Source organism: Xanthomonas sp. LF07-6, from assembly GCF_034105445.1.
Taxonomy (GTDB): domain Bacteria; phylum Pseudomonadota; class Gammaproteobacteria; order Xanthomonadales; family Xanthomonadaceae; genus Xanthomonas_A; species Xanthomonas_A sontii.
Genome location: NZ_JAXGGI010000008.1, coordinates 82,083 through 105,372, shown reverse-complemented (window position 1 = coordinate 105,372; position 23,290 = coordinate 82,083). Strand labels below are relative to the sequence as shown.

Here is a 23,290-nt window from a genome sequence, read left to right as displayed (position 1 = left end):
GCGCTCAGGCCGGATCGACGCGCGACGGCGCCAGCGGCTGCGGCGCGCAGCGCGGCTGCTGCAGCAGGTGCACGAACTGCGCGGCGATCACCGCGCCACCGAAATGGCGCTGCACGAAGTCGCGCCCGGCCTGGCCCATGCGCTGGCGCCGTTCGCCGTCGCACAGGCGCAGGATCGCATCGCGCCAGCCGTCCACGTCGCCGGGCGTGAGCAGTTCGCCGCTGACCCCGGGGTCCAGCGTCTCCGCGGTGCCGCCGACGTGGCTGGCCAGCACCGGCACGCCGCTGGCCTGCGCCTCCACCGAGACCCGGCCGAAGGTTTCCGGCGCCAGCGACGGGAACGCCAGCATCGACATCGCGTTGTAGTAGGGCGTGGTGTCGTTGACCCAGCCGACGAAACGGTGGCGCTGGCCGTGCGGCTGGGCCGCGGCCTGCGCCTGCAACTGCGCCGCGTCCGGGCCGTCGCCCAGCCACAGGCAGTGCAGGCGCGGTTCCTGCGCCATCGCCGCTCCTGCAGCATCCAGCAACGGGAAAATGCCCTTGCCGGCATGCATGCGCCCGCTGTAGCCAAGCACGATCGCATCCTCGGGCAGGCCCTGCGCGGCGCGAATGGCGCGGCCGCGTTCCGGATCCGGGCGCAGCCGTTCCATGGTCACCGGGTTGTACAGCACCTGCACCAGCGCCTCCGGCACGCCGCGCTCCAGGTAGGCCTGGCGCGCGTAGTGCGACACCGCGAAGAAGCGCGCCGCCAGGCGCGGGATCGCATAGCCGGACAGCGCACTCATCGCCGGCGTACGGTGGCGGAACAGCGTGACCGGGATGCCCAGCACGCGCCCGGCCAGCAGCAGCGGCCAGTATTCCTTGCCGAAGTTGCCCACCAGCCAGTCCGGCCGGCTGCGCCGCGCCACGCGCAGCAGCGGCCGGTAGCCGTCCGGGTCCAGCACGTTGCGGAAGTGCCCGACGTGCACGGTGATGCCGCTGCGGCGCAATTCGTCGGCGATCAGGCCGCCCTCGCAGGCGATGACCTCGACCTGGTGACCGACGCCGGCCAGCGCCTGCGCCAGCGCCACAAAATGCGTGGCCGCGCCGGTGTTTTCGGGATTGGTGCCGACGAACAGGAATTTCATCCGCGCCGGTCCTCGTAGGCGGTGAAGGCGCGCAGCGCGAACTGCGGCAGCAGGTGATGACGCGCGACCTGGATGCGCGGATAGCGCATCGGGTCCGAGCCGGCCGGGGCGCGGCCGCGGCGGGTGCTGGTGGCGGCGGTGTAGCCGGCCTCGCGCACCACGTCGGCGACGCGGTCGTCGACGTCGCCGTAGGGATAGCAGAACTGCGGCACCGCCTCGCCGAGCAGGTCCTCCAGTTCGCGCTTGCAGCCGCCGATCTCCTCGCGCAGCGCCGCATCGCTGCAGCCGGTCAGGTGCGGGTGCGAGCGGGTATGCGCGCCGATCTCCATGCCGCCGGCGCGCCACTGGCGCAGCTCGGCGAGGTTCATCAGCGGCTTCTCGATGCCCAGCTTCTGCGCATCCCACACGTTGTGGCGGCCGATGCAGCCGCTGACCATGTACACCGTGGCGGTGAAACCCAGCCGCTGCAGCACCGGCAGCGCCGCGTGCAGGTTGTCCAGATAGCCGTCGTCCAGGGTGACCACCGCGACCTTGCCCTGGCGCTCGCCACGCAGATAGGGCATGGCGTCGGACATGGACACGCCGCGGTAGCCCAGCCGCTGCAGCAGGCGCATCTGCCGGGCGAAGCGGCCCGGGCTGACGTACAGGCTGCGGTACACCTGCAGGTGCCGCGGCGCCTCGGCCACGTTGTGGTACATGAAGATCGGAATGCGGGCCGTGGCGGCGGTGTCGGAGGGCATCGGGGAACGGCTCTTTGGACGGAAGGGCGAGGTGCGGCGCGGGAGTCTACCGGGCCTGGCTTTCGCTGGTCTGTCGGGTAAAACCCTCAGCCGTAGACGATCGCGCCGCCGTGCAGGCTGCGGCCGGCGGCTATGCTGCGCTTCCCTTGCCGCAGGAGCCGCCGATGTCCGAGACCGCCGCTGCCGCCCCCTGGCGCGATCTGCAACTGCATCTGGACGGCATCATGCTGCGGCGCTGGCGTGCCGAGGACCTGGATGCGCTGGTCCGCCACGCCGACGACGCCCAGGTGGCGCGCGGGCTCAGCCGGCGCTTTCCGCATCCCTACACGCGCGCCGACGGCGAGGCCTTCCTGGGCGGGCAGGTGATCGACCTGAACGACCCGGTGCTGGCGATCGAGATCGGCGGCGAGGCCTGTGGCGGGATCGGCCTGCATGCAGCGGCGCAGCCGGCGCCGGAGCGGGCCGAGCTCGGCTACTGGCTTGGCCGCGCGCACTGGGGCCAGGGCCGGATGACCCGCATCGTCGCCGCCTACCTGGACTGGGCGGTGCCGGCGTTGCGCCTGCAGCGGATCGAGGCGTTGACGCTACCAGACAACCATGGCTCGGCGCGCGTGCTGCAGAAGAACGGCTTCGTTGAGATCGGCACGCGCCGCGAACTGTCGTTGCGCGATGGACAGCCGCGCGATTTGCGCCTGTTCGCGCGGACCCGGGCGGCGGCCTGAGTCGCGCGTCGCCCGTGCGAGCGACGCGCGCGGGCCACGGCTTCAGTAGGAAATGGTGGCCGAGGTCGCGGTGGTGTCCACCGCGTAGTTGCATTGCACGTCCAGGCCCGAGCTGTCGCTGTACGACACCCATGCCGGCGACGCCACCTTCTGCATGCGGTAGTCGTAGACGCCGATCGCATCGAAGGTGATGCTCCCGTCCGGCGGATACTGGTCGCAGCTGTCCACCGCATAGACTTCCAGCGCGCCGCCCACCACCAGGTGCGTCCGGGAGTTGATGTCGTAGGTGGTGCTGAGCCGCACGCTCTGACCGGTGGTGACGTTGCGCGTGTCCACGTTCCAGTTCGTGCAGGGCAGGCCGTTGTTGCAGGTGGCGTAGGTGTCGCCGACGATCCGGTCGCCGGCCCTGGCCGCGATGAAGTCGCTGTGCCACACCATGCCGTCCTGGCAGCAGTTCCAGCTGCTCAGGTCCCAGCTGTCGTTGTAGCCGCGGTAGCCGAGCACCGGTTGCAGGATCGTGGGATCGTCGCTCTGCATCCCCGGGAAGAAGTACACCGTCTGCTGCGCCACGTTGGTCGGGTTCTGCGGCACCGTCCAGCTGGCCACGATGCGCCCCATCTTGTTGCCGGTCACGTCGATGGCCGACTGCACCCAGTCGTGGGTGATCGGCGGCGGCACCGCGCCGTGCGCGCGTGCTGCCCGCAGCGCCGCGCCAGCGCGGATCGGCTGGCCGTCCAGGCCACGTCCGTCGGGGTGGACGCGGGTGCCGTTGGGGGTGAAGTTGTCCTGGGTGCAGGCCTGCGCCTGTTCGCGCGCGCCATCGGCATGCTGCAGGGCGCCGTCGGCGAGCACGCGGTCGCTGCGATGGACCTGACGCACGCAGGCCGGCGCGAAGTAGCCGAACGGCGTCTGGATGTAGTCGTCGGGGACGTTGGTGGGCTTGTGCGCGGCAGGCAGGGCGCCGACCCGCGCCAGGCGGGCGTCGGGCGCGGCGGTCTGGGCCAGTGCGCTGGCGCTCAGGCCGAGCAGGGGCAGCATCAGCAGCAGGGCGGCGTGCACGCAGCGGCGTGCGGACGAGGAAAACGGACGGATGTCGGAGTGCATGGGAATCGCCTTGTCGTGAGAATGCGGAGTGCGTTCTCGGGAGCCCGCGGAGCACGGCGCTGCGCGATGCGGCGGCGCAGGCCATCGCAGGTATCCCGTCTGCGAAGCGAATGGCACGGTGATGGTGGGTCGATGGCGCCTGCGTGGTGGCGGAAGGAGCGGCGACAATGGACCCGATGCGCACGCCAGGCTTGTCGGATTTGCGCATGCGCTGCCGCGAATTCCGCACGGTGGAAGGCGGGAGCGAACCACTTCACTGTGCGGCCGGAATGCGGGTTGCGCTTTGCGGTGCATGACGTAGACAAGTCTCGGGGCCGCGCTGCGTCCTGCCGGGGCAGCCAGTGGGGCGCGGATGAGCGAAAATCCCCGCAGCGCGCCGTCCCGGGCGCGCGCCCCGTGCGTTTTTCAGGAGAGTCCCATGCGTCATGCCCTTCGTTCCCGTTGTGCCGCGTCGGCGCGGTGCGCCTGCGCCGCGGGCGTGCGCCGATGACCTCGCCCTGGGGCAACCGCCCACGCGGTGGGAATCCCCCCTCTCCCCCCGGGAGAGGGGCCGGGGGTGAGGGTGCGGCGGCGACCAACCGCAACGAACTGCGCCTCTACGGCCTCAACGCGGTGCGCGCGGTGTACGCGCGGCGGCCGGAGGCGATCCGCAAGCTGTACCTGAGCGAGGCGCGGATCCCGGCATTGCAGCCGCTGCTGAAGTGGTGCGTGGCCAACCGGGTCGGCTACCGCGTGGTGGACGAGGCCGATCTGCACAAGCTCGCCGCCAGCAGCCACCACGAGGGCGTGGTCGCCGACGTGCTGCGCGTCGCGCCGCTGGCCCTGGCCGACTGGCTGCAGGCGCTGGCGCCGGGTCCGGCGCTGGCGCTGTGGCTGGATGGCGTGGGCAATCCGCACAATTTCGGCGCGATCCTGCGCTCGGCGGCGCACTTCGGCGTGGGCGCGATCCTGTTGCCGGAGCAGGCCGCACTGGCGCTGTCCGGTGCCGCCGCGCGCGTGGCCGAGGGCGGCGCCGAGGCGGTGCCGCTGGTGCGGCTGCCGCCCACGATGCAGGCGCAGACGCAATTGCGCGGCGCGGGCTTCGCCCTCGCGGCGACGCTGGTGGACGGCGGCGACGATCTGTTCGCCACTGCCTTGCCGCAGCGCCTGGTCTACGTGATGGGCGCCGAGAGCGACGGGATGGACCGCGACTTCGCGCAGGCCTGCGATCTGCGCCTGTCCATCCCCGGCAGCGGCGCGGTGGAAAGCCTCAACGTCGCCGCCGCCACCGCGGTGTTGCTGGGCACCTGGCGCAGCCGGCATCCGCACGGGCGTGCGGCGCGCTGAGCACGGCGTCACGCGCTGAGATGCGGCTGCATTTGGCTACGCAATAGTGTGCGCGCCGGCCGGTTTCGGGTTTGCGAGGGGCCTGCCGGCGGCGTAGCGTGCAGGCGCGCCTCGCCGATGCGATCGCGCCACGCGCGCTGGCGTCGGCGAAACCGCGCAGTCCCCCGCCCGAAAGGGCCATCGTCACTCCTGCGGAGATGTCGCTCATGAAGCTGCTGTTCTCCATCAAGCACCTGCTGTCGTCGAAGAAGCCGCTGAAGTCGTACGCCTGGTACATCTGGTACTGAGCGCCGTGTGCGATGCCGCGCGGCATGCCGTGCGGCCGGTGCCCGGCGGATGCACTGCGCCGGGCGTCGTTCCTCCAGGAGACTGGCGATGTCCGCCACCATGGTCGACCGCGATGCGCGCGCCACGGTCTTCGCGCCGCGTCTGCAGGCGTTGCTGCGCGCGCATGTGGGGCAGGACGCGTTCCGCCTGGATGCCGAAACGGTCGGTGTCGCCGGCGCCGCGCTGAGCGACCGCCTGCTCGCGGCCAGGCCCGCCACCGAACACGAACGGCCGACCTTCAAGCCGTTGCACGGCCGCTCGATCGCGCGCAGCGAAGCGGCGAAACTGATGCAGGCGATCGGCCGCGACGTGCGCGAGGCGCTGAAGCGTCCGCCGCCGCCCACCCTCGACCTGTCCGGTCCATGGCCGCACATCGGCCATGTCTATCTGCGCGACCTGCTGCTCGGCGGCGACCCGTGGCGGCTGCGCCTGCTGATGGACCGAACCCTGGAACTGACGCCGCGCCTGACCTGGGCGGTGATCGCCGCCGGCGCGCTCGCACCGCTGGCGCCTGGCGCGGAGGCCTCGGCGTTGGCCACGCTGCTGTCCGCGGCCGATGGCTACCGCGCGCGCCGCGATGCGATGGGCCTGTACCGGCGCACCGCCGCGCCGGTGTGCTTCACCATTTCCACGCTGGTCGCCAACGCGCTGTGGCTGGGGTCGCCGTTCGACGCGCGCGTCTGCAACCGCAACATCCTCTACGAAACCCTGCGCCTGCTGCCGCCGTCCTGGAACATCCTGCGCAATGCCTCGCCCGAGTACGGTGCGCTGGATCCGCGTATCGGCGCCGCCGACGACGTGCTGGTGCTGCCCTTGCTCAGCCATCGCGATCCGGCGCTGTGGGAGGAGCCGGAGGCGTTCCGGCCCGAGCGCTGGGACGGCGTGGATCCCGATGCGTTGCCCGGCTACCTGCCGTTCGGCCATGCCTCCGAGCGCTGCTGGGGCCGGCACATGGTCATGCCGCTGGCGGAGCGGCTACTGGACCTGCTGCGCGGTCAGGACCTGGTTGCGGACCCGCAGCAGCGTCGCGCCACTGTGCCGTTGACCGGGCTGCTCGGTGTGGCCCAGGTCGACGTGATCCGGCACACGCGCGCTCGAGGCGTTGCCTGCCGCACGCGGTGACGGCGCTCAGCGCGGTGCGGGCGGCGCGGTGGACCCGCGCGTGACCAGGGTGTAGTCCAGCACCTGATGGGTACCGCGGCTGGGCAGTCCGTCGCGGCGTTGGCGAATTTCGCCGAGCAGCAGCGTCACCGCGGCCCTGCCCATCGCCGCGACCGGCTGGTGGATGGTGGTCAGCTCCGGCCAGATCGTGGTGGCCACCGGCGTGTCGTCGAAACCGGCGATCGACAGATCCTCGGGCACGCGCAGGCGCAGTCCGTGCGCGATCGCCAGCGCTGCCGCGGCCATGTCGTCGTTGCTGCACAGGATCGCGCTGGGACGCGGGGCGACCTGCAGCAACGCAGTGGCCGCGAGCAGGCCGGAGCGGTAGGTGAACAGGCCTTCGGCCACGCGCTCCGGCGCCACCGTCAGCCCGGCCCCGGCCATGGTGTCGAAGAACGCGCGGCCGCGCAGCGCGCTGGGCGTGTGCCCGGGATCGCCGCTGACGAAGCCGATGTCGCGGTGGCCCAAGTCGAGCAGATGTCGGGTGAGCGCGCACGCCGCCTGGTAGTCGTCGATGCGCACCGAGCTGACCCCGGGCATCGGGGCGCCCGTGGCGACCGCCACCAGCGGAATGCCGCGCGCATCCAGTTCGGCGATGGTCTGCCGCGCATCGCACAGCGGCGGCGGCAGGATCAGGCCATCGGCACCGGCCGCGAGCAGGCGTTCGGTGGCGGCGCGCTGGCTGGCGCTGTCGTCGCTCTTTTCCACCAGCACCTGGCAGCCTTCCAGGCTGCTCTGCTCGAGCATGCCGAGCATGAACTGGTTGAGGTAGGCCGCGCTGGGATTGCTGTAGAGAACGCCGATGCGCGCCAGTCCTGCGGTGCGCAGCGAGCGGCCGGCGAGGTTGGGGCGGTAGCCGAGCGCCTTGATCGACGCTTCGACGCGCTCGCGCATGGTAGCGCTCACGCGCGGGTGGCGATTGATCACGCGCGAAGCAGTCATCGGCGACACGCCCGCATGGCGGGCTACATCCAGCAACGTCACCGCTGAGCCCGCGCGACGTTGCCGTATGCCCATCAAAGGTCCTGGCGCTGCTGCGGAGGGGAAGCCCCTGCGCGCGTCCTGCGCAGGTCCGGTTTACTTTACTCCCTGGGCGGTTCCACTGTCTTGGCCTGGCTGCCGAAACCGCCGTCGGCCTGCGCCGCCAGATATGCGAACACCGCATACGCGGCGACGTTCTGCGCCAGCGCCTTCGGGTCGATCTTGTCCAGGGTGTCGTCGGCAGTGTGATGCAGATCGAAGTAATCGCTGCCGTCCTGCGCCAGCCAGGCCCAGGCGCCGCCCTTGGCGGCGAGCGGCCCGACGTCCGGGCCGGGGCCGCCGGCGTCCGGCGCATAGGCGATGCCGAGCGGCGCCAGCGCCTCGGCGATCTGCCGGGTCGCCGCGCGCGAGCCGGCGGCATCGCCGGAGCCGGTGTTGAAGGCATAGATGCGGCCGGCGCCGAAGTCGCTCTCGGCAGCGATCTGGTGCCGCGCCACGTCCTTGGCATGCGCCTGCGCATAGGCCTTGCCGCCGTACAGGCCCTGCTCCTCGTTGGCGAAGGCGACCACGCGGATGCTGCGCTTGGGCGCCTGCTTGAGCTGGCCGATCAGATGCCCGGCGGCCATGCTGATGGCGACGCCGGCGCCGTCGTCGATCGCGCCGGTGCCCAGGTCCCAGGAATCCAGGTGCCCGCCGATCAGCACCACCTCGTTGGGCAGCGTGCGCCCGGTGATCTGCCCGATCACGTTGTAGGAGGTGGCGGTGCCGTCCCAGCCGCAGTCCAGCGCAAGGCGCAGGCGTACCGGGCCGCGCGCGAGCAGGCGCGCCAGCTGGTTGGCATCGGGCACCGACAGCGCCGCCGCCGGCACCGGCGTCAGTCCTTCGTCGAAGCGGGTGATGCCGGTATGCGGCACGCGGTGCGAATCGGTGCCGGCCGAGCGCATCACGAAACCGATCGCGCCCTTGCGGATCGCTTCCGACGGCCCCTTGCTGCGCACCGCGCCGCCGTTGCCGTAGTCCTTGCCATCGCGGGTGCGCAGCATCTGGTAATCGACGAAGGCGATCTTGCCGCGCAGCGCATCGGCCGGCGCCGCCTGCAACGCGGCCAGGTCGGCGAAGCGCACCACCTCGGCCTCGACCGTGCCGCCTGGGCTGCCGCCCAGCGCGGTGACAGTGAGCGGTTGCGCATGCGCGCCGAGCACCTGCGCGTGTTCGCTGCGACGCTCCCATTTCGGGAACGTCACCGGCTCGGTCCACACCTTGTCGAAGCCCAGTGCCTTGAATTTCGCCGTGGCCCAGGCCACCGCGCGTGCATCGGCCTCGCTGCCCGCCATCCGCGGGCCGATCTCGGTGGTCAGCGACTCGACCACCTTCCAGCCGGTGTCGTCGGCCAGTGCCCGCTCGCGCAAGGCCGCCGCGTCGCGGAGTGCCGCCTCCGGGATGCGCGTGGCCTCGGCGGCAACCGCAGGAGAGGACAGACTCAGCACAGCAGCGATGACGACGGCAAGACGACGCATGGAAAACTCCGCGGACACAGGAACCGCGAGCTTAGCAGTGCCTCACCGCCGTGCACGACGCGGCCTCCATGGCGGAAGCCGCGTGTGCCGTCGCGCTTACTCCGGGCGCGGCTCGTGTTTGAGCGAATCGCGGATCTCGCGCAGCAGCAGCACTTCCTCGGTCGGGGCCTTCGGCGCCGGCGGTTCCTTGCGGGCGATGCGGTTGATCGCCTTGACCAGCATGAAGATGGCGAAGGCCACGATCACGAACTGGATGATGGTGTTGAGGAAATCGCCGATGCCGATCACCACGGCCGGTACCGGCTTGCCCGCCGCGTCTACCGTGGCCGCCTTGAGCGTCCACGCCCAGCGCGAGAAGTCCACGCCGCCGACGAGCAGCCCGATCGGCGGCATGATGATCTTCTCGACCAGCGCGGTGACGATCTTGCCGAACGCGGCGCCGAGCACCACGCCGACCGCCAGGTCCAGCACGTTGCCGCGCATGGCGAATTCCTTGAATTCGCGGATCATGCTCATCGGGACTCCTCTCTTGTCAGTGCGGGCCTGTCGCCGCGGCGCTAGCCTAGCGCAGTCGCCGTGGTGGTCGAATCACAGGCGTGCGTATGCCGCGCGACAGGCGTGCCCCTCAGCCGACGATACGGCCGTGCCGCTCGGCCACGTTCTCCAGGCGCGCGCTGAAGCGATCGCCCGGGCGCAGCGCGGCCACGCCGGCCGGCGTGCCCATGAACACCAGATCGCCGGCGCGCAACGCGAACAGCTTGGACAGCTCGTGCAGGATCTCCGGCACGTTCCAGATCATCTGCTCCAGCAGCGACTGCTGGCGCACCTCGCCGTTGACTTCCAGCGAGAGGTTCAAGGCCTCCAGCGCCCCGACCTCGCCGGCCGGGATCAGCTCGCTGATCGGCGCGGAGGCGTCGAAGCCCTTGGCGATGTCCCACGGCAGGCCCTTGGCCTTGGCCGCGGCCTGCAGGTCGCGACGGGTCAGGTCCAGGCCCACGCCATAGGCCACGATCAGCGCCTCGGCGCCGTCCACCGGCAGCACGCCGACGGGCGCGTCCTGGCCCAATGCCACCACCAGTTCCACCTCGTGGTGCAGGTCCTGGGTCGCGGACGGGTAGGGGACGGCCTCGTCGCCGATCACCAGCGCATCGGCCGGTTTCATGAAGAAGGTCGGCTGGCCGCGCTCGGCCTTCGAGGTCGGCGCACTGGCGCCCATCTCACGCGCGTGGTCGGCGAAGTTGCGGCCCACGCAGTAGATGCGATGCACCGGAAACAGGCCCTGCCCACGCACGGGAACGCGCGGAGCCTCGGCAGCGGCGAACAGATCTTTCATGAGCATGCATCCAACGAGAGGGGATGCAGCAGTTTAGCGGGTCGGGTTCAACCCGATTCCAACAGGGAAGCGGATGTCGCTCTCGCGATTCCCCAATCCCGATTCCCCATTCCCAGCTCTAAAGCGGCAAGGCCGGCTTGCGCACCACCCGATACTCGCCATCGACCACATGGCGGCGCGCGGTGGCCGGGCGCTTGCCGCGCTGGCTCAGCAGCTTCATCGCGATGCCACCCAGGATCATCGCCGCGCCCACGAACACGCTGACGAACACCAGCCCGGCCAGGATCGCCAGGCCGAGCAGGCCCACGGCCAGCTTGACCAGCGGATGGCGCGGCTTGCGCGGCGCGAAGACGTGCCGGAATTGGTCGAAATTGAAGAGGCGAGCACGCATGGCAGAACTCTGTTTCAGTTTGAACCGAAGGGGCGCAGTATCGGCGCTGTTTTATGTGACGGAGTGAAAACTTCGTTAAGCGAAAAATTAACACTTTGCGGTCAGGGGCTTGCATGTGCTCGCCGGGTGAAGGGTGTGCGGCGTCACGTCTGCCGATCGCCCATGCCAGAATGACCACCCCTTGCTGCCCGCGCTGCGTTCCATGACCGAATCATCTGCCGTGCTGGCGCCGCTGCACGCCCTCGTTTCCGGCGAGCTGGCCGAGGCCGAGACGCTGATCGGCGGCGAGCCCGAATCGCTGCTGCTGTACCGGGAGGGCGACACCGTGCGCGCGTGGTTGAACGTGTGTCCGCATGCTGGGCGCCGCCTGGACTGGGCGCCGGGCCAGTTCCTGAAGAGCCGCGAGGGCCACGTGGTATGCGCCGCGCATGGCGCCGCGTTCGAACTGCAGGGCGGCGAGTGCGTGTCCGGCCCCTGCCGCGGCCAGAGCCTGCATGCGGTGCCGGTGGACGTGCGCGACGGGCAGGTGGTGCTGGTTTAGCGCGCAGCGCAGGTGCTTGCGACGAGCCGCGCTACAGCGCGTGCCACCAGCCCATCGACATCAGGTTGACCATCAGCACCACCACCAGGGTGTAGACCAGCGACAGTGGGCCACCGACGCGCCACAGTTCGCGCGGCTGGTAATTGGCCGGGCCGGTGATCATCGAGATCACCGGATTGGACGCGGTCATCAGGTTGTTGGACGCCGACAGCGCCACGATCAGCGCGAACGCGGTGGGATTGCCGCCGGCCGCCAGCGCCAGGTTGACCGCGATCGGCACCATCACGATGGTCGCGCCGACATGGCTGATCACCAGCGAGAACGCGGTGGTCAGCAGGCCCAGGGCGATCTCCAGCGCCCACACCGGCATGCCCTCGGGTAGTCGCGCAATGGTATGCCCGGCGACCCAGGCCGCCGCGCCGCTGCTGTCCATCGCCCAGCCCAGCGGGATCAGCCCGGCCATCAGGAACACGGTCTTCCAGTTGATCGCCGCGTAGGCCTCGTCCATGCGCAGCACGCCGGTCAGCAGCATGCCGGCCACACCGGTCATCAGGGTCAGCGCCACCGGCAGCCTGGAGGTCAGCGCGATCAGGATGGTGAGGGCGAAGATCGTCATCGCGATCTTGAACTTGTGCGGGCGGTGCTCGCCCTTGGGGTAGTCGGTGACCACCACGAAGTCGCGGCTTTCCGAGGCCTGCGCCAGGTCCTGCCAGATGCTGTGGAACACCAGCATGTCGCCGGCGCGCAGCGGCACCTTGCGCACGTCCTCGCGGATCACCTGCTTGTCGCGGTTGATCGCCAGCAGGCTGATCCCGGCCTGCTTGCGCAGCCGCAGTTCTGCCGCGCTCTTGCCGATGAAGCGCGAGGTCGGCGGGATCACCGCCTCGGAGATGCCGGCGCGGCTGGGGTTGAACAGATCGCCGAGATTGCGCAGGCGCGAGGACAGGCGCAGGAACTGGTTCTGCGCGAAATCGGCGACCTGCTGGCGCGCGCCCATCACCCCGAGCACGCTGCCGACCCAGATGCGCATGTCCGCCGGCGGCGCCAGGCGGGTGTCGTTGCCGGTCTTCAGGGCGAGCAGCAGCGGCGCGTTGTGCACGGTCTCGGCCTCGCCCAGGGTCATGCCGACCAGCGGGCTGTCGGCACTGACGATCAGCTCGAACACGTCGCCTTCGATGCCGTAGGTGCGGGCGAAATAGCTCTCGGTGCGCGCCGGGGTGACGCCGTCGTTGATCAGCCGCTCTTCTTCGGCCAGCGCCTTGTCGCCGCGCACGCGGAAGTAGATCAGCGAGGCCGCCAGCAGCGCCACGCCGATCGGCAGCGGCGCGAACATGCGCAGCGGCTCGATGGTGGCCATGCCCGAGGGCAGGTTGTTGTTGGCCGACTGCAGCAGGTCGTTGAGCAGGATCAGCGGCGAGTTGCCGACCATGGTCAGCGCACCACCCATCACGATGGCCGCGGCGATCGGCAGCAGCAGCCGCTGCAGGGTCAGCCCGGTGCGCCCGGCCAGGCGCGAGGCCACCGGCAGGTACAGCGCCATCACCGAGGGGTTCTGCATGAACGAGGAATTGAGCCCGGCGATGGCGGTGGTCAGCAGCATCAGCCGCTCCTCCACCCCGCGTGCGCGGCGCAGCAGCCACGACGCCAGCCGGTTCAGCGCGCCGGTGCGCTCCAGCCCGGCGCCGAGGATGGTGGTGGCGATGATGCTCATCACCGCGTTACCGGAGAAGCCGCTGAACAGCTCCTCCGGCGCGATCAGACCGGTCACCCCGAGCACCACCAGCACCACCAGCGCCACCACGTCGGCGCGGATCCGCTCGAACACGAACATCGCCATGGTGAAGCCGACCAGCCCGAGCACGAGCTTCATATCAGTGGTCAGCGTCAGCGCGGTGTCCATGCGAGGCCGGGAATGGGGAATCGGGAATGGAGAATGGCAGAAGCGGCCGGTCGTCGCAGGTCGTCGCTATCGGGGGGCGGCAGACGAGGGCTCTTCCGATTCCCCATTCCCCGTTCCCGATTCCCGGTCGTACAGCAAATCCCACACCCCATGCCCCAGATTCTGGCCGCGGGTCTCGAAGTGGGTCTGCGGGCGCCAGTCCGGTCGCGGCACGTGGCCGCGCGGGCCGGCGCGGTTGACCAGGCCGGGGGTGGCGTCGAGCACGTCCCACATCTGCTCGGCGTAGTCGGCCCAGTCGGTGGCGCAGTGCAGGCGGCCGCCGGCGCGCAGCTTGCGCACCAGCAGCGCGGCGAAGGCCGGCTGCAGCAGGCGCCGCTTGTTGTGGCGCTTCTTGTGCCAGGGGTCGGGGAAGTAGATGCGCACTTCGTCCAGGCTGCCGTCGGCGATCTCGTGCTGCAGCACCTCCACCGCATCGTGGTGGTACAGGCGCACGTGATCGGCGCCGTCCTCGGCCAAGGCGTTGAGCAGGCGGCCCACGCCCGGCGCGTGCACCTCGATGCCGATGTAGTCGCGGCCCGGATCGTGCTGCGCGGCATGGCGCAGCGCGGCGCCGTTGCCGAAGCCGATCTCCAGCACCTTGGGCGCGCTGCGGCCGAAAGTGGCGTCCAGATCGCGCGGCTGGCCGCTGTAGTCCAGGCCGAAGCGCGGCCACAGCGCGTCGAACGCGCGCTGCTGGGCGGGAGTGAAGCGGCCCTGGCGCAGCACGAAGCTGCGCACCTGGCGATGGCCTTCCTCGACGGTGAAGGGTTTCGGCGGGGTCTTGGCGCCGGCACTGGAGAACGGATCGGTCATGCCTGCGGCCTCACCCGATCAGTCCGTCGACCGGCGAGGAGGCGCTGGCGTAGCGCTTGCGCGGGATGCGCCCGGCCAGGAACGCCTCGCGGCCGGCCTCCACCGCCTTGCGCATGGCGCTGGCCATCAGCACGGGGTTGCGCGCGCCGGCGATGGCGGTGTTCATCAGCACGCCGTCGCAGCCCAGCTCCATCGCGATCGCCGCGTCCGAGGCGGTGCCGACGCCGGCGTCGACGATGATCGGCACCTTGGCGTTGTCGATGATCTCCAGCAGGTTGTAGCGGTTCTGGATGCCCAGGCCGGAGCCGATCGGCGCGGCCAGCGGCATCACCGCCACGCAGCCGATCTCTTCCAGGCGCTTGGCCAGGATCGGGTCGTCGCTGGTATAGACCATCACCTCGAAGCCGTCGGCGACCAGGATTTCCGCGGCCTTGAGGGTCTGCACCACGTCCGGGAACAGGGTGCGCTGGTCGCCCAGCACTTCCAGCTTGGTCAGGTTGTGGCCGTCGAGCAGTTCGCGCGCCAGCCGGCAGGTGCGCACCGCGTCCTCGGCGGTGTAGCAGCCGGCGGTGTTGGGCAGGATGGTGTACTGCTCCGGCGGCAGCACGTCGAGCAGGTTGGGCTCGCCCGGGTTCTGGCCGATGTTGCTGCGGCGGATCGCCACGGTGACGATCTGCGCGGCGGCGGCCTCGGTGGCCAGGCGGGTCTGTTCGAGATCGGCGAACTTGCCGGTGCCGGTGAGCAGGCGCGAACGGTAGGGTTTGCCGGCGATCACCAGCGCATCGTGGGGGGCGGGAGCGTTCATCGGCGGATTATCGCCCATCGCACCGGCCCTGCCGAGCCCGCGCACGGCGGTGAGATTCAGCCGCCGCCCAGCGCGTGCACGATCTCGACCCGGTCGCCGGCGTGCAGTTCGTGCTCGGCATGCGCGCCGCGCGGAACGATCTCGCCGTTGACCTCGACCGCCACGCGCCGCTGGCCCAGCCCTTCGGCCTGCAGCAGCGCGGCCACGGTGGTGGCCGGCGCCAGCGTGCATTGTCTGCCGTTCAATTCGATGTTCATGCCATCATTGTGCAATGCGCGCCGTGGGCGTGCGAGTCGCAATCTTGCGGCAGTGCAACGTGAGCGTGTCCGGCAGAGGTGGAATGATGTCGGCCATGCGGCTACGTATGGTGCGGCCGCTCCCCCGTTTCGCTGCATTTCTCGTGTTCCATTTCTGCCCGGGAGGGCTTCCATGACTTCGTCCATCCGTCCGCTCCGTTCGCTGCTCGCCGCCGCGATCGTGCTCGCCGCCGCGCCTGCGTTCGCGCAGTCCACCTACAGCCGCACCGTGTTCTTCGGCGACAGCCTGACCGACGCGGGCTACTACCGTCCGCTGCTGCCGGCCTCGGTGCGTGCGGTGACCGGCCAGTTCACCACCAACCCCGACTTCGTCTGGGCGCAGTACGTGGCCGAGTACTACGGCACCAACGCCGCCGCCAACGGCAACGGCCAGATCGGCGACGACTATGCCGCCGGCAATGCCCGTGTCGGCGTGGCCAACCCGAGCGCGCTGGGCGTGGCGCCGTCGCTTGCGACCCAGGCCAGCAACTACCTGGCTGCCAACGGCGGCAAGGCCGACCCGAATGCGCTGTACTCGGTGTGGGGCGGTGCCAACGACCTGTTCGCCATCGCCGGCGGTGCGCCGGTGCAGGCCACCATCGGCAATGCCGTGACCGCTGAAGTGGGCATCGTCGCCAGCCTGCAGAACGCCGGTGCGCGCTACGTCATGGTCAACAACCTGCCCGACGTCGGCATCACCCCGCGCTTCCGCGCTGGCGGCGCCGCGGCGATGGCGCAGGGCACCGCGCTCGCCACCGCCTACAACACCGCGCTGTTCTCCGGCCTCAAGAGCGCTGGCCTGCGGGTGATCCCGGTCGATACCTTCCACCTGCTGCAGGAAGTGGTGGCCAACCCGGGCGCCTACGGCTTCACCAACGTCACCGGCACCGCCTGCCAGCCGCAGATCACCGCGCAGTCGCTGACCTGCAACCCGACCAGCTACGTCAGCGCCGATGCCGCCGACACCTACGTGTTCGCCGACGGCGTGCACCCGACCGGCCGCACCCACGAACTGCTGGCGCAGTACGCGCTGTCGATCCTGGAAGGCCCGCGCACCCAGCAGATCCTGACGCACTCGGCGCAGATGGTCGGCCGCTCGCGCGCCGACCAGGTCGCCTGGCACGTCGACGGCCGCCCGGAAGCGGATGGCGTGCGCTGGTGGGGCAACCTGCGCGGCGACATGCAGCGCTACCAGCACGGCGACCTGTACGACGGCATGGCCCCGGCCGGTCTGTTCGGCGTGGACTGGTCGCGTGGCGAGTGGGTGTTCGGCGGCTTCGGCGGCTTCGGTCGCACCGATGCCGACTTCGGCAACCGCGGCGGCGACTACACCCAGGACGACAGCACCCTCGGCGGCTTCGCCGGCTGGTACGGCGAGCATGCCTGGGTCAACGCCCAGGTCAGCTACACCTGGCTGAGCTACGACGTCACCCGCAAGGTCAACCTCGGCCCGGCTACCATCGAGCACAAGGGCTCGCCGGACGGCAGCAACCTGACCGCGGCGCTGCAGGGCGGCTACGAGTTCGGCGAAGGCAGCTTCAAGCACGGCCCGGTGGCCGCGGCGATCTGGCAGAAGGTCAAGCTCGACGGCTACACCGAGAGCAACCCGAACTCCAGCGCGCTGGGCTACAGCGACCGCGACGTCGAGTCGATGGTCGGCCGCATCGGCTGGAAGGCCAGCATCGATGCCGGCACGGTGAAGCCGTACCTGCAGGCCACCTACGACCACGAGTTCAAGAAGAACCAGGAAGCCACCGCGTGGCTGCAGACCATGTCCGACCTGGGCGAGTACGCGGTGCCGGGAATCAACTTCGACCGCAACTACGCGTCGGTGGTGCTGGGCGCGCGGACCAAGCTGTGGGGCTTCGAGAGCAACGTCGGCCTCGCCACCACCACCGGCCAGTCGCGCGCACACGACACCTCGCTGTTCGTGAACTTCGGCGGCAGCTTCTAAGCACTGCCCGACGTTGCCTGCCTTGCCCGGCTGTGTGCCGGGCAGGGTGGGGCAGATGGGGTGACGTAAACCAACGGCATTGGATGCCAGTTGTGGGATGGGCTTCAGCCCCGACGCCTCTGAGCTCGAGCCGTCGGGACTGAAGCCCTTCTGCATTTCTCCGACACCCCTGCTAGGCCGTGTCGGTTTCGTCCGTCCGCTGCGGCCCTGCGCCGATTTCTTGCGCAACCCCCGGCCCAGCGCATAGACTGCACCGGCAACGCGGGCGTAGCTCAATGGTAGAGCTGTAGCTTCCCAAGCTACTGACGTGGGTTCGATTCCCATCGCCCGCTCCAGTCTCGCAAATGCTAGCGCTAAGTTGTTGACCGCGCTGACTATTCCTCCCGACTGAAGACCGCCTCGAACGACATCCCAAGGTATCGTTTCAGGTATCGTTTTTGCCAAAACCCCTCTTGCTGCATTGGCCGTCAGGTCGCTATGTGCGCTTCTTGGTTCCCGTTGATTTGCGGGCATGGAGGTGGTGGCGCTTGCCCAAGCCAATCAAGTTCCCGAGCCTGCCGCCTGGACGGTTGCCAAGCACCGTCAGCGCTTGTCTGTGTTCTTCGTGTAGTCCGTGTCGGCGGGGCTTCTCACGACCAGTCCCTTGGCGGGTATCCGGGCGATTGCCATGCCTGACGCCGACGACACGGGCGAGCCCTTCACCGACGACCAGTTGAGGGCGATCTTCGATCCGATAGCTTTCCCGGCGTGCGCATCTGACATTTGCTTTGCCTGAGCCCTCGTGCCGTTGACCAAGCTCGGTGACCTTGGCACTGATCTGTTCGGGCAGAGTGTGATCAAGGTGTTCGAGTTTTTCTAGTTGACGGGGCTTTTCAAGTTTACCCGCGTCCAGCACGAGATAGTGCGTGGTTTCTATGTCTGAGGCAGCAAGATTAAAATAAAGAGAGTAAGAAAAAATGCTCCTTTTTCCCGGAGCACTTTTTTGATCCGCGCAAACGGCGCTGAATGATTCAATGCACTCTGATGAGTGGCTTTTGCTTTCTAAGCCGACTAAACGTTGTCGAAATTTTAAATGTAAAGCCCCGCGCATGGGGCAAGTGGGCATCACTGCTCACAACGTCAATCGGTGTTTTGTTGCCGATGCATTCAGCCTGAAGCGTAAAAGAGCTTTGTCAAGTGTTTTGGCATAAAAAATTTGAGAAAATATGTGGGATCCGTTCGTGGCGATCTTTTGGTTTGGAGGCCGGATAAATATGGCTTGAAAGATGCGCCTCATTGCTTGAATATATTGGAGTGCTAACCTGGCTATCAGTCAGTAGCCATGACTGCACGATCAGCTCATTAGTCTTAGCCGCGTTCTGCCGTTTTTTAATGATCCGCCACTGGATCTCTGGCAGGCAGAAGGAAGTGATCAATGAAGATTGCACTATTCCAGTTGTGCGCATGGGAAGTTGAAAGTATGACACAAGCAAGGAAGGCTATTCCCGAAGAAGTGGGGAAGCTGTTAGGTGTCCTGGATCTTGCTGCCAAAGTCGATCTTGCTGTATTTCCAGAGCACTACCCCTTCGCAGGAAGGGCAGTCGATCTTACGATTGAAGAAGCAAAGGCTCTTCTTGAGCAAGTGAATTCCAGAGTCTCCTTTGTGGCCGGTGGCTATGTTAGCGAAGGCGAAATTCGCCGCAACAGCATTTTTCTGACTAAAGGCAGGCTCAGTCTCGATTTCTATTTCAAGCGCGTTCCTTGGCGGAAAGAAGGCATTGTTGGTGAGCGCGCGAAGATGTGGAGCTTGGGGCGCCGCCGCCTTTTCCCAATGATTTGCTCAGACGTCTGTGAGCCTTGGAATAAGGCCAAGGGTCAAACAGCCAAGATGATGGCTGAGGCACTGAACCTAGGGGTGAGTAAAGGCTGCCCGATCATCGTGCCTACCTTCGGCGCGGATTTGCGGGAGCCTTATTGGACTGAACCCCTATCAGCATGGGCCAAAGCCTTAGGCACGCCTATTGTCGTGGTGGCCGTTGCTGGGGTAAGTGAGGGTAGCTTCAAGGAGCTTGGTGAAGAACGGCGCTACGGGGGTGGGGGAAGCGGGGTGTATTGGCCAGATGGCACGGTTTGGCCTCCCAAAGCAGAGTCCGTGAAACGGGGGGTCTACCTCGTGGATCTTACAGATCCTCAGAGCGGACGATTCATCGAATTGCCGAAAAGAGCTAGATTCAGATCCGAACGCTCAGAGCGGTAAGTGTCTCGGTGGTCATTGTTCCGGTCGCGGAGAGGCCGTGATCTCGTTGAAACGAGCGCAAAGCGGCTTGTGTTTGACCGTTCATGACGCCGTCGATGGCACCTGGATCATAACTACGGGCAAACAATGCCGCTTGCACGCGCATGATCAAAAGTTTGAGATCGTTCTCGCTCCGTTTCGGCGTCTGTGTAAGCGTGGAGGGCAAAGGTCGGACAGTATTGAGAGAACCTGAACTGTTCGGCGTGGTGTCACGACTTGGCGAAAGTGTTGCAGGTGCGCTGTAAGTCGAGGGGGCGGTGTAAGTCGGCGCAGGCGTGTAAGAGCGATACGAGCTACCCGACCCGGAAGAGTGGGAGCTATGGGAGCTATGTGAACTGTGGGAACTATGAGATCGATGTCCCGCATACAGGTTGTGCCGCCCCTCATTCAGGGGCGAACTCAACACCGTTGCATATTTGCCGTCCATCTCCACCAGATCGTTCAGGCCCACGGGTGTTTGGGGCGGCTCTGTGCTGAAAGCACCAAGCGTTGAGCCTGCGAGGACTAATGCATTAGACATTGGACTTCCTTGATGGGATTAACGGCGCGACTGGTCCATTGGGGCGTCACCCAAGAGAAGAAGCCGCCACACTGATCTTTGACAAAGCAAGCGGAGCAACTTTCCAAGTAGTCATTCTTCCAGTTAGAGATGCTGCGCTTGGCAAACGGCCAAAGATCTTTTGGAATGGTGCAGAGTGGAAGGTTGTAAAGCGAAACGGCCATGCCTGCCTGACTCAGCGCTTGGGTGGACGCGGTGAGCGTATCAGCATAGTCAAACGGATCAGCCCACAGCGCTTCGTAATGAGCCTTGGCAAATCCGACGGGCTCAATACCCATCAAAGCGACATGCTCAACGAACGAGAGATTGCGCAAGATGAAGCGCGTGATCTGCCGCAAACGCTCAAAAGAAGGCTTGACTAAGACCACTCTGACTTCCACACGCTGCTTTGCTGCTTCCAAAGCGTAGAGACCTCGAACGGTCTGGGCGAACGCGCCCTCACTTTGAACCACATAGTCATGAAGCGCGTAGTGATCGCCATAGAGCGGTACGCCCCAGCTCAGACGCGGTGTCAGGCCTTCAAATGAGGAGGTCAAGGCCTGATTGCTCAGTAAGCGGCCATTTGAAAGAACATGGAGCTGGGTTTCAGGAAGAGACTCCTTGCATTTTTCAATCACTCGTCGAAGGCCGGCGCCAAGCAGCGTCGGCTCTCCACCACTGATGGCAAGCGATGACTCAGAACGGTCAATCAACTCAATGAGTTCGCAAAGATGTTCAACCCGCCAGTCATCTTGAACCTGTCGAGGAGGTTGAGAGCACATCAGACAAAAGCTGTTGCACCGCTCAGTCGTGAAAAGCACATTTCCTTTGGCACCTCGACGATAGCGAATAGCGACCTTTTGTCGTAAAGGATCAAGCTCAATGACATCACCTGGACGCACAATGGCCGGGTCCCCATGCATTGCAATCGAAACTCGCCCGGACACTATCGGCTTGCCCGCCTCAGTCACAAAGCCTGCCCAAGGCAGATCGATCAGGTTTGAAGATAGTGCATGCGGCGGGATCATGCGAAGATCCAGCGCCATCCTCTCGATGGGGTGGTTCGCATTGGCAATCTCTTCTAAGCCCGCTACTTTGAGCAGATGTGGTTGAGCGTGACCCGAGATGGTTGCCTTTGTGTCAAGCGGCAGCATGAAGCCCACCCTTGGCATCTTCCGAAGGCGTTGATTGGATTGCCCATTGTTCCAGCACCGCGCGTTCTTCCTGGCTTGCTTGCTCATATCGTTTCAAGAGCAGATCAAACAGGCCGATTTGGCGCTGACAGAAGTCGCTTGTCGGGCGGTGGCCAATCGTATCGCCTTGGCGCGCGAAGTGATCGACAGGGTCGGCGCCGCAAAGCGGCACATAGGCACAGTCGCTACAAGTTGGAAGTGCTTCTGCAACGCCGCCTGCCATAAGTTGCATCATGGCAGGCGACTTCAACCAATCTGTAACGCTCTGGTCGACTCGGCCAAGCGAAAAGCGTGGGTCACCCATGGAAGCAAGCATTCGTGCTTCATCGGATGGGTAGGCTTGTCCATCGTAGTCGTAAATCACTGCTCCGAACCCCGCCCCGGTGGGTGAACGAAGATCCACATAGCCATGGGCAAATGAGCCTAGAAGCTGGGATAGCAGCAAGCTGGCATAGGTTTCCCCCATCTGAAAACCGCCGCAATTGATGTCGATCAGGTAGTCCAAGGCTTGAGCGTAGAAGTCTAAGAAAGCGCTCATCGAATAGCCGTTGCGATGGCGCGTTTTGACCGCAAAGCCGTATGGGCTCAATGGCCGGAGAGAGATCGAGTGAAAGCCAAGCTTGCGGTATTCATCGATGATTGCCCTTGGCACTTCGAGACTGCGCTTAGTCAGGGTCGTCAGTGCAGAAACCGCATCGTCACCTAGCGCAGCGCGCCCCCGCTCAATCCCGTCGACCGTTCGGCGATAGCTATCGCGCTCCGGGCGAGGACGATTGGCATTGTGCAGCCACTCCGGCCCATCCAACGATGTCGAAAGTTTGAAGCGATGCTCCTTGAAGAAGCTCAGTTGACTATCGGTGAGATCATGCAGTGTTGAGGCAAGGACAAAACGCAATGCCCTTTTTTCTTGTACATTTCGAGCAACTATTTGTTCAGTGAGCGAGCGGACTTGATCGAAGTGAAGCAGAGGCTCGCCGCCTTGGAACTCGATGGTCAATTCGGGGCTTGGCCACTCGAAGAGTCGGTCGACTGCTAAAGCAGCCGCTTGCCCGCTCATGTCAAACTGAGTTGCGCTCGTTTGCTGGCGAGACACTTGGCAATAGTTGCAGGTGTGGTGGCAGCGCAAAGAGACGACGAAGATGTGGAGGGCTGGTCCATCAAAGAGATAAGACTTGCGAGTGCGAAACTGGCTGATGACCGGCGCGAGAGAGCTTCGATCTTGGTCAAGCACAACCATGTGCCTGGCTTGCAGGTCGGGTAGGGCCGGATGGTCAAGCGGGAGATCGTGCTCAACAAGGCGCCTGAAAAGGGAATGCTCCATCGTCATCCAATCTCCTGCCAAGGAAGATACGAAGACGCGCTTTGGATCCCAGGGCAAGCGACGGAAGCGAAGAGGCAAAAGGCGGTAGGGTGCGGCTTTGCCTGTAAATGCGTGAGGAGGCCGAAACTTCATAGGGATAGCAGCGGCTTTAGAGGCTGTGCCTCGCGAAGAGCAGCCTGGATGAGGTCTCGCTGGAGTTGAGCAGTCTCGATACGGACAGATTCACGAAGACGCTCATCGAGCGCATCGTTCATGAATCGGGCCTTCAAATCTGGTGGCAACTCATTTCCGTCAAGCGGTGTAAGAACCACACCCAACGCGGTATCAGTGCTGAGGATTTCAACACCCAAAAGAGCGGTGTAGCGATGAACAGTTCGAACGACCACGTCGTCGCTGAATAAGCGCCGATCAAGCGCAACCCTGAGGCTGTTCATGTTCTCTGCGGTTCCCGCCGCAGCCCCCCTGCGGTTCGACAAAGACTTTGCTCTACTGAGCCGGTAGCTTGCAAAGCAAGAAGCAGAGCGCTGGCAAATTGTCTACCTCAGTAGACCCAATCGGGTGACGGCTTACCTTGTGGTGCCGTGCGGCGTTGGTTCGTCGTAAGAAAGTCCCCGTATGGGCCTGTGTTCCACCTAAGGCAGCAATTAATCGGTAAACCTGCTCGCTTGAGGGGCTGCTTGCGCCCTTGTAGAGTCAGGTAGCGTTTGAGGTGTCCTTTTGGGTCCCTTGGCTGCCTAAAAATTAAGCGAATCAATGGGTTGGGGTGAGTTGGATTCTGTTCCCATCGTCCGCTCCATCTGGTGCAAGCGCTTTCGCGCTTACTGAGCGCTGCAATACCGAGTTCGCTCCGCAATTTCTCCCTTTCCTGGCCGCGCTTCGACACGTTG

Annotated in this window: 23 protein-coding genes and 1 tRNA gene; 8 read left to right on the top strand and 16 right to left on the bottom strand. The window is 66.2% G+C overall.

Features of this window, described 5'->3' with window-relative positions; all coding sequences use genetic code 11:
* Window positions 1-4: 4 nt before the first annotated feature.
* Both SLW56_RS13705 and SLW56_RS13700 read right to left on the bottom strand, forming a co-directional pair.
* Entirely contained in the window at window positions 5-1,126 is a 1,122-nt protein-coding gene (locus SLW56_RS13705) for a glycosyltransferase family 4 protein (protein ID WP_267083735.1), read from the bottom strand.
* Entirely contained in the window at window positions 1,123-1,866 is a 744-nt protein-coding gene (locus SLW56_RS13700) for a polysaccharide deacetylase family protein (protein WP_010341794.1), read from the bottom strand. The genes SLW56_RS13705 and SLW56_RS13700 overlap by 4 nt, the downstream gene beginning before the upstream one ends.
* Before the next feature lie 164 nt (window positions 1,867-2,030).
* Between SLW56_RS13700 and SLW56_RS13695 the strand changes: the two genes are divergently transcribed.
* Window positions 2,031-2,588 carry a GNAT family protein gene (locus SLW56_RS13695; RefSeq protein WP_043095552.1) on the top strand — a complete coding sequence of 186 codons (558 nt, stop codon included), beginning with the start codon at window positions 2,031-2,033 and terminating at the stop codon, window positions 2,586-2,588.
* 42 nt (window positions 2,589-2,630) lie between these two features.
* Here the strand turns inward: SLW56_RS13695 and SLW56_RS13690 are convergent, their stop codons facing one another.
* Window positions 2,631-3,692 carry a hypothetical protein gene (locus SLW56_RS13690; RefSeq protein ID WP_043094990.1) on the bottom strand — a complete coding sequence of 354 codons (1,062 nt, stop codon included), beginning with the start codon at window positions 3,690-3,692 and terminating at the stop codon, window positions 2,631-2,633.
* Between the two features lie 486 nt (window positions 3,693-4,178).
* On the opposite strand from SLW56_RS13690, the gene SLW56_RS13685 reads away from it, so the two are divergent.
* The 3 genes from SLW56_RS13685 to SLW56_RS13675 all read left to right on the top strand — a co-directional run bounded on the left by SLW56_RS13685 (window position 4,179) and on the right by SLW56_RS13675 (window position 6,467).
* Window positions 4,179-5,018: a TrmH family RNA methyltransferase gene (locus tag SLW56_RS13685; protein ID WP_267083732.1), complete on the top strand. Its 840-nt coding sequence runs from the start codon at window positions 4,179-4,181 to the stop codon at window positions 5,016-5,018.
* Window positions 5,019-5,215: 197 nt separating this feature from the next.
* A complete protein-coding gene (locus SLW56_RS13680; protein ID WP_017911958.1) occupies window positions 5,216-5,305 on the top strand; it encodes a tryptorubin family RiPP precursor in 90 nt (29 codons plus the stop codon).
* A gap of 88 nt (window positions 5,306-5,393) precedes the next feature.
* Window positions 5,394-6,467, top strand: coding sequence for a cytochrome P450 (locus tag SLW56_RS13675; protein WP_043094992.1), 1,074 nt, complete (start codon window positions 5,394-5,396; stop codon window positions 6,465-6,467).
* A 6-nt stretch (window positions 6,468-6,473) separates the two neighbouring features.
* On the opposite strand, the gene SLW56_RS13670 is transcribed toward SLW56_RS13675, so the two are convergent.
* The 5 genes from SLW56_RS13670 to SLW56_RS13650 form a co-directional block, all read right to left on the bottom strand.
* On the bottom strand, window positions 6,474-7,526 hold the full coding sequence (locus SLW56_RS13670) for a LacI family DNA-binding transcriptional regulator (RefSeq protein ID WP_267109216.1): 1,053 nt from the start codon (window positions 7,524-7,526) through the stop codon (window positions 6,474-6,476).
* A gap of 62 nt (window positions 7,527-7,588) precedes the next feature.
* On the bottom strand, window positions 7,589-9,004 hold the full coding sequence (locus tag SLW56_RS13665; RefSeq protein WP_267086656.1) for a M28 family peptidase: 1,416 nt from the start codon (window positions 9,002-9,004) through the stop codon (window positions 7,589-7,591).
* Window positions 9,005-9,100: 96 nt separating this feature from the next.
* Window positions 9,101-9,520 (bottom strand): large-conductance mechanosensitive channel protein MscL, encoded by a 420-nt coding sequence (mscL, locus tag SLW56_RS13660; RefSeq protein ID WP_017910415.1) that lies wholly within the window; start codon window positions 9,518-9,520, stop codon window positions 9,101-9,103.
* 109 nt (window positions 9,521-9,629) lie between these two features.
* Window positions 9,630-10,337, bottom strand: coding sequence for a fumarylacetoacetate hydrolase family protein (locus SLW56_RS13655; protein ID WP_320694987.1), 708 nt, complete (start codon window positions 10,335-10,337; stop codon window positions 9,630-9,632).
* Window positions 10,338-10,455: 118 nt separating this feature from the next.
* Window positions 10,456-10,728, bottom strand: coding sequence for a hypothetical protein (locus tag SLW56_RS13650; protein WP_017910413.1), 273 nt, complete (start codon window positions 10,726-10,728; stop codon window positions 10,456-10,458).
* 202 nt (window positions 10,729-10,930) lie between these two features.
* On the opposite strand from SLW56_RS13650, the gene SLW56_RS13645 reads away from it, so the two are divergent.
* Window positions 10,931-11,269, top strand: a complete 339-nt coding sequence (locus SLW56_RS13645) for a Rieske (2Fe-2S) protein (RefSeq protein WP_152236191.1) — start codon at window positions 10,931-10,933, stop codon at window positions 11,267-11,269.
* A gap of 31 nt (window positions 11,270-11,300) precedes the next feature.
* Here SLW56_RS13645 and SLW56_RS13640 read toward each other — a convergent pair whose 3' ends face one another.
* From SLW56_RS13640 to thiS, 4 genes are all read right to left on the bottom strand, one after another.
* Complete coding sequence (locus tag SLW56_RS13640) at window positions 11,301-13,169, bottom strand: SLC13 family permease (RefSeq protein WP_010341810.1); 1,869 nt, start codon at window positions 13,167-13,169, stop codon at window positions 11,301-11,303.
* Window positions 13,170-13,235: 66 nt separating this feature from the next.
* Entirely contained in the window at window positions 13,236-14,021 is a 786-nt protein-coding gene (gene trmB / locus SLW56_RS13635) for a tRNA (guanosine(46)-N7)-methyltransferase TrmB (RefSeq protein ID WP_152243252.1), read from the bottom strand.
* Between the two features lie 10 nt (window positions 14,022-14,031).
* Complete coding sequence (locus SLW56_RS13630; protein ID WP_017910410.1) at window positions 14,032-14,826, bottom strand: thiazole synthase; 795 nt, start codon at window positions 14,824-14,826, stop codon at window positions 14,032-14,034.
* A 56-nt stretch (window positions 14,827-14,882) separates the two neighbouring features.
* Window positions 14,883-15,083: a sulfur carrier protein ThiS gene (thiS, locus tag SLW56_RS13625; protein ID WP_017914741.1), complete on the bottom strand. Its 201-nt coding sequence runs from the start codon at window positions 15,081-15,083 to the stop codon at window positions 14,883-14,885.
* A gap of 172 nt (window positions 15,084-15,255) precedes the next feature.
* Between thiS and SLW56_RS13620 the strand changes: the two genes are divergently transcribed.
* Both SLW56_RS13620 and SLW56_RS13615 read left to right on the top strand, forming a co-directional pair.
* Entirely contained in the window at window positions 15,256-17,076 is a 1,821-nt protein-coding gene (locus SLW56_RS13620; protein ID WP_017910408.1) for an autotransporter domain-containing esterase, read from the top strand.
* A 261-nt stretch (window positions 17,077-17,337) separates the two neighbouring features.
* Window positions 17,338-17,411 (top strand) — tRNA-Gly (locus SLW56_RS13615).
* Window positions 17,412-17,551: 140 nt separating this feature from the next.
* Here SLW56_RS13615 and SLW56_RS13610 read toward each other — a convergent pair.
* Window positions 17,552-18,181, bottom strand: coding sequence for a hypothetical protein (locus SLW56_RS13610; RefSeq protein ID WP_267106271.1), 630 nt, complete (start codon window positions 18,179-18,181; stop codon window positions 17,552-17,554).
* A 309-nt stretch (window positions 18,182-18,490) separates the two neighbouring features.
* On the opposite strand from SLW56_RS13610, the gene SLW56_RS13605 reads away from it, so the two are divergent.
* A complete protein-coding gene (locus SLW56_RS13605) occupies window positions 18,491-19,312 on the top strand; it encodes a hypothetical protein (protein ID WP_157835226.1) in 822 nt (273 codons plus the stop codon).
* A gap of 543 nt (window positions 19,313-19,855) precedes the next feature.
* Here SLW56_RS13605 and hxsC read toward each other — a convergent pair.
* Genes hxsC through SLW56_RS13590 form a run of 3 tightly spaced genes read right to left on the bottom strand, consistent with a single transcriptional unit; the run spans window position 19,856 to window position 22,837 of the window.
* Window positions 19,856-21,043 carry a His-Xaa-Ser system radical SAM maturase HxsC gene (gene hxsC, locus SLW56_RS13600; RefSeq protein ID WP_267092685.1) on the bottom strand — a complete coding sequence of 396 codons (1,188 nt, stop codon included), beginning with the start codon at window positions 21,041-21,043 and terminating at the stop codon, window positions 19,856-19,858.
* Window positions 21,030-22,535, bottom strand: coding sequence for a His-Xaa-Ser system radical SAM maturase HxsB (gene hxsB / locus SLW56_RS13595; protein ID WP_267092684.1), 1,506 nt, complete (start codon window positions 22,533-22,535; stop codon window positions 21,030-21,032). The genes hxsC and hxsB overlap by 14 nt, the downstream gene beginning before the upstream one ends.
* Window positions 22,532-22,837 (bottom strand): hypothetical protein, encoded by a 306-nt coding sequence (locus tag SLW56_RS13590; RefSeq protein ID WP_051067653.1) that lies wholly within the window; start codon window positions 22,835-22,837, stop codon window positions 22,532-22,534. The genes hxsB and SLW56_RS13590 overlap by 4 nt, the downstream gene beginning before the upstream one ends.
* Window positions 22,838-23,290: the final 453 nt, after the last annotated feature.

Bases quoted from the DNA above. Each gene is read 5' to 3' on its own strand.
- SLW56_RS13705 (WP_267083735.1), bottom strand. From the start codon at position 1,126: ATGAAATTCCTGTTCGTCGGCACCAATCCCGAAAACACCGGCGCGGCC.
- SLW56_RS13700 (WP_010341794.1), bottom strand. From the start codon at position 1,866: ATGCCCTCCGACACCGCCGCCACGGCCCGCATTCCGATCTTCATGTAC.
- SLW56_RS13695 (WP_043095552.1), top strand. From the start codon at position 2,031: ATGTCCGAGACCGCCGCTGCCGCCCCCTGGCGCGATCTGCAACTGCAT.
- SLW56_RS13690 (WP_043094990.1), bottom strand. From the start codon at position 3,692: ATGCACTCCGACATCCGTCCGTTTTCCTCGTCCGCACGCCGCTGCGTG.
- SLW56_RS13685 (WP_267083732.1), top strand. From the start codon at position 4,179: ATGACCTCGCCCTGGGGCAACCGCCCACGCGGTGGGAATCCCCCCTCT.
- SLW56_RS13680 (WP_017911958.1), top strand. From the start codon at position 5,216: ATGTCGCTCATGAAGCTGCTGTTCTCCATCAAGCACCTGCTGTCGTCG.
- SLW56_RS13675 (WP_043094992.1), top strand. From the start codon at position 5,394: ATGTCCGCCACCATGGTCGACCGCGATGCGCGCGCCACGGTCTTCGCG.
- SLW56_RS13665 (WP_267086656.1), bottom strand. From the start codon at position 9,004: ATGCGTCGTCTTGCCGTCGTCATCGCTGCTGTGCTGAGTCTGTCCTCT.
- mscL (WP_017910415.1), bottom strand. From the start codon at position 9,520: ATGAGCATGATCCGCGAATTCAAGGAATTCGCCATGCGCGGCAACGTG.
- SLW56_RS13655 (WP_320694987.1), bottom strand. From the start codon at position 10,337: ATGAAAGATCTGTTCGCCGCTGCCGAGGCTCCGCGCGTTCCCGTGCGT.
- SLW56_RS13650 (WP_017910413.1), bottom strand. From the start codon at position 10,728: ATGCGTGCTCGCCTCTTCAATTTCGACCAATTCCGGCACGTCTTCGCG.
- SLW56_RS13645 (WP_152236191.1), top strand. From the start codon at position 10,931: ATGACCGAATCATCTGCCGTGCTGGCGCCGCTGCACGCCCTCGTTTCC.
- SLW56_RS13640 (WP_010341810.1), bottom strand. From the start codon at position 13,169: ATGGACACCGCGCTGACGCTGACCACTGATATGAAGCTCGTGCTCGGG.
- trmB (WP_152243252.1), bottom strand. From the start codon at position 14,021: ATGACCGATCCGTTCTCCAGTGCCGGCGCCAAGACCCCGCCGAAACCC.
- SLW56_RS13630 (WP_017910410.1), bottom strand. From the start codon at position 14,826: ATGAACGCTCCCGCCCCCCACGATGCGCTGGTGATCGCCGGCAAACCC.
- thiS (WP_017914741.1), bottom strand. From the start codon at position 15,083: ATGAACATCGAATTGAACGGCAGACAATGCACGCTGGCGCCGGCCACC.
- SLW56_RS13620 (WP_017910408.1), top strand. From the start codon at position 15,256: ATGACTTCGTCCATCCGTCCGCTCCGTTCGCTGCTCGCCGCCGCGATC.
- SLW56_RS13610 (WP_267106271.1), bottom strand. From the start codon at position 18,181: ATGCCCACTTGCCCCATGCGCGGGGCTTTACATTTAAAATTTCGACAA.
- SLW56_RS13605 (WP_157835226.1), top strand. From the start codon at position 18,491: ATGAAGATTGCACTATTCCAGTTGTGCGCATGGGAAGTTGAAAGTATG.
- hxsC (WP_267092685.1), bottom strand. From the start codon at position 21,043: ATGCTGCCGCTTGACACAAAGGCAACCATCTCGGGTCACGCTCAACCA.
- hxsB (WP_267092684.1), bottom strand. From the start codon at position 22,535: ATGAAGTTTCGGCCTCCTCACGCATTTACAGGCAAAGCCGCACCCTAC.
- SLW56_RS13590 (WP_051067653.1), bottom strand. From the start codon at position 22,837: ATGAACAGCCTCAGGGTTGCGCTTGATCGGCGCTTATTCAGCGACGAC.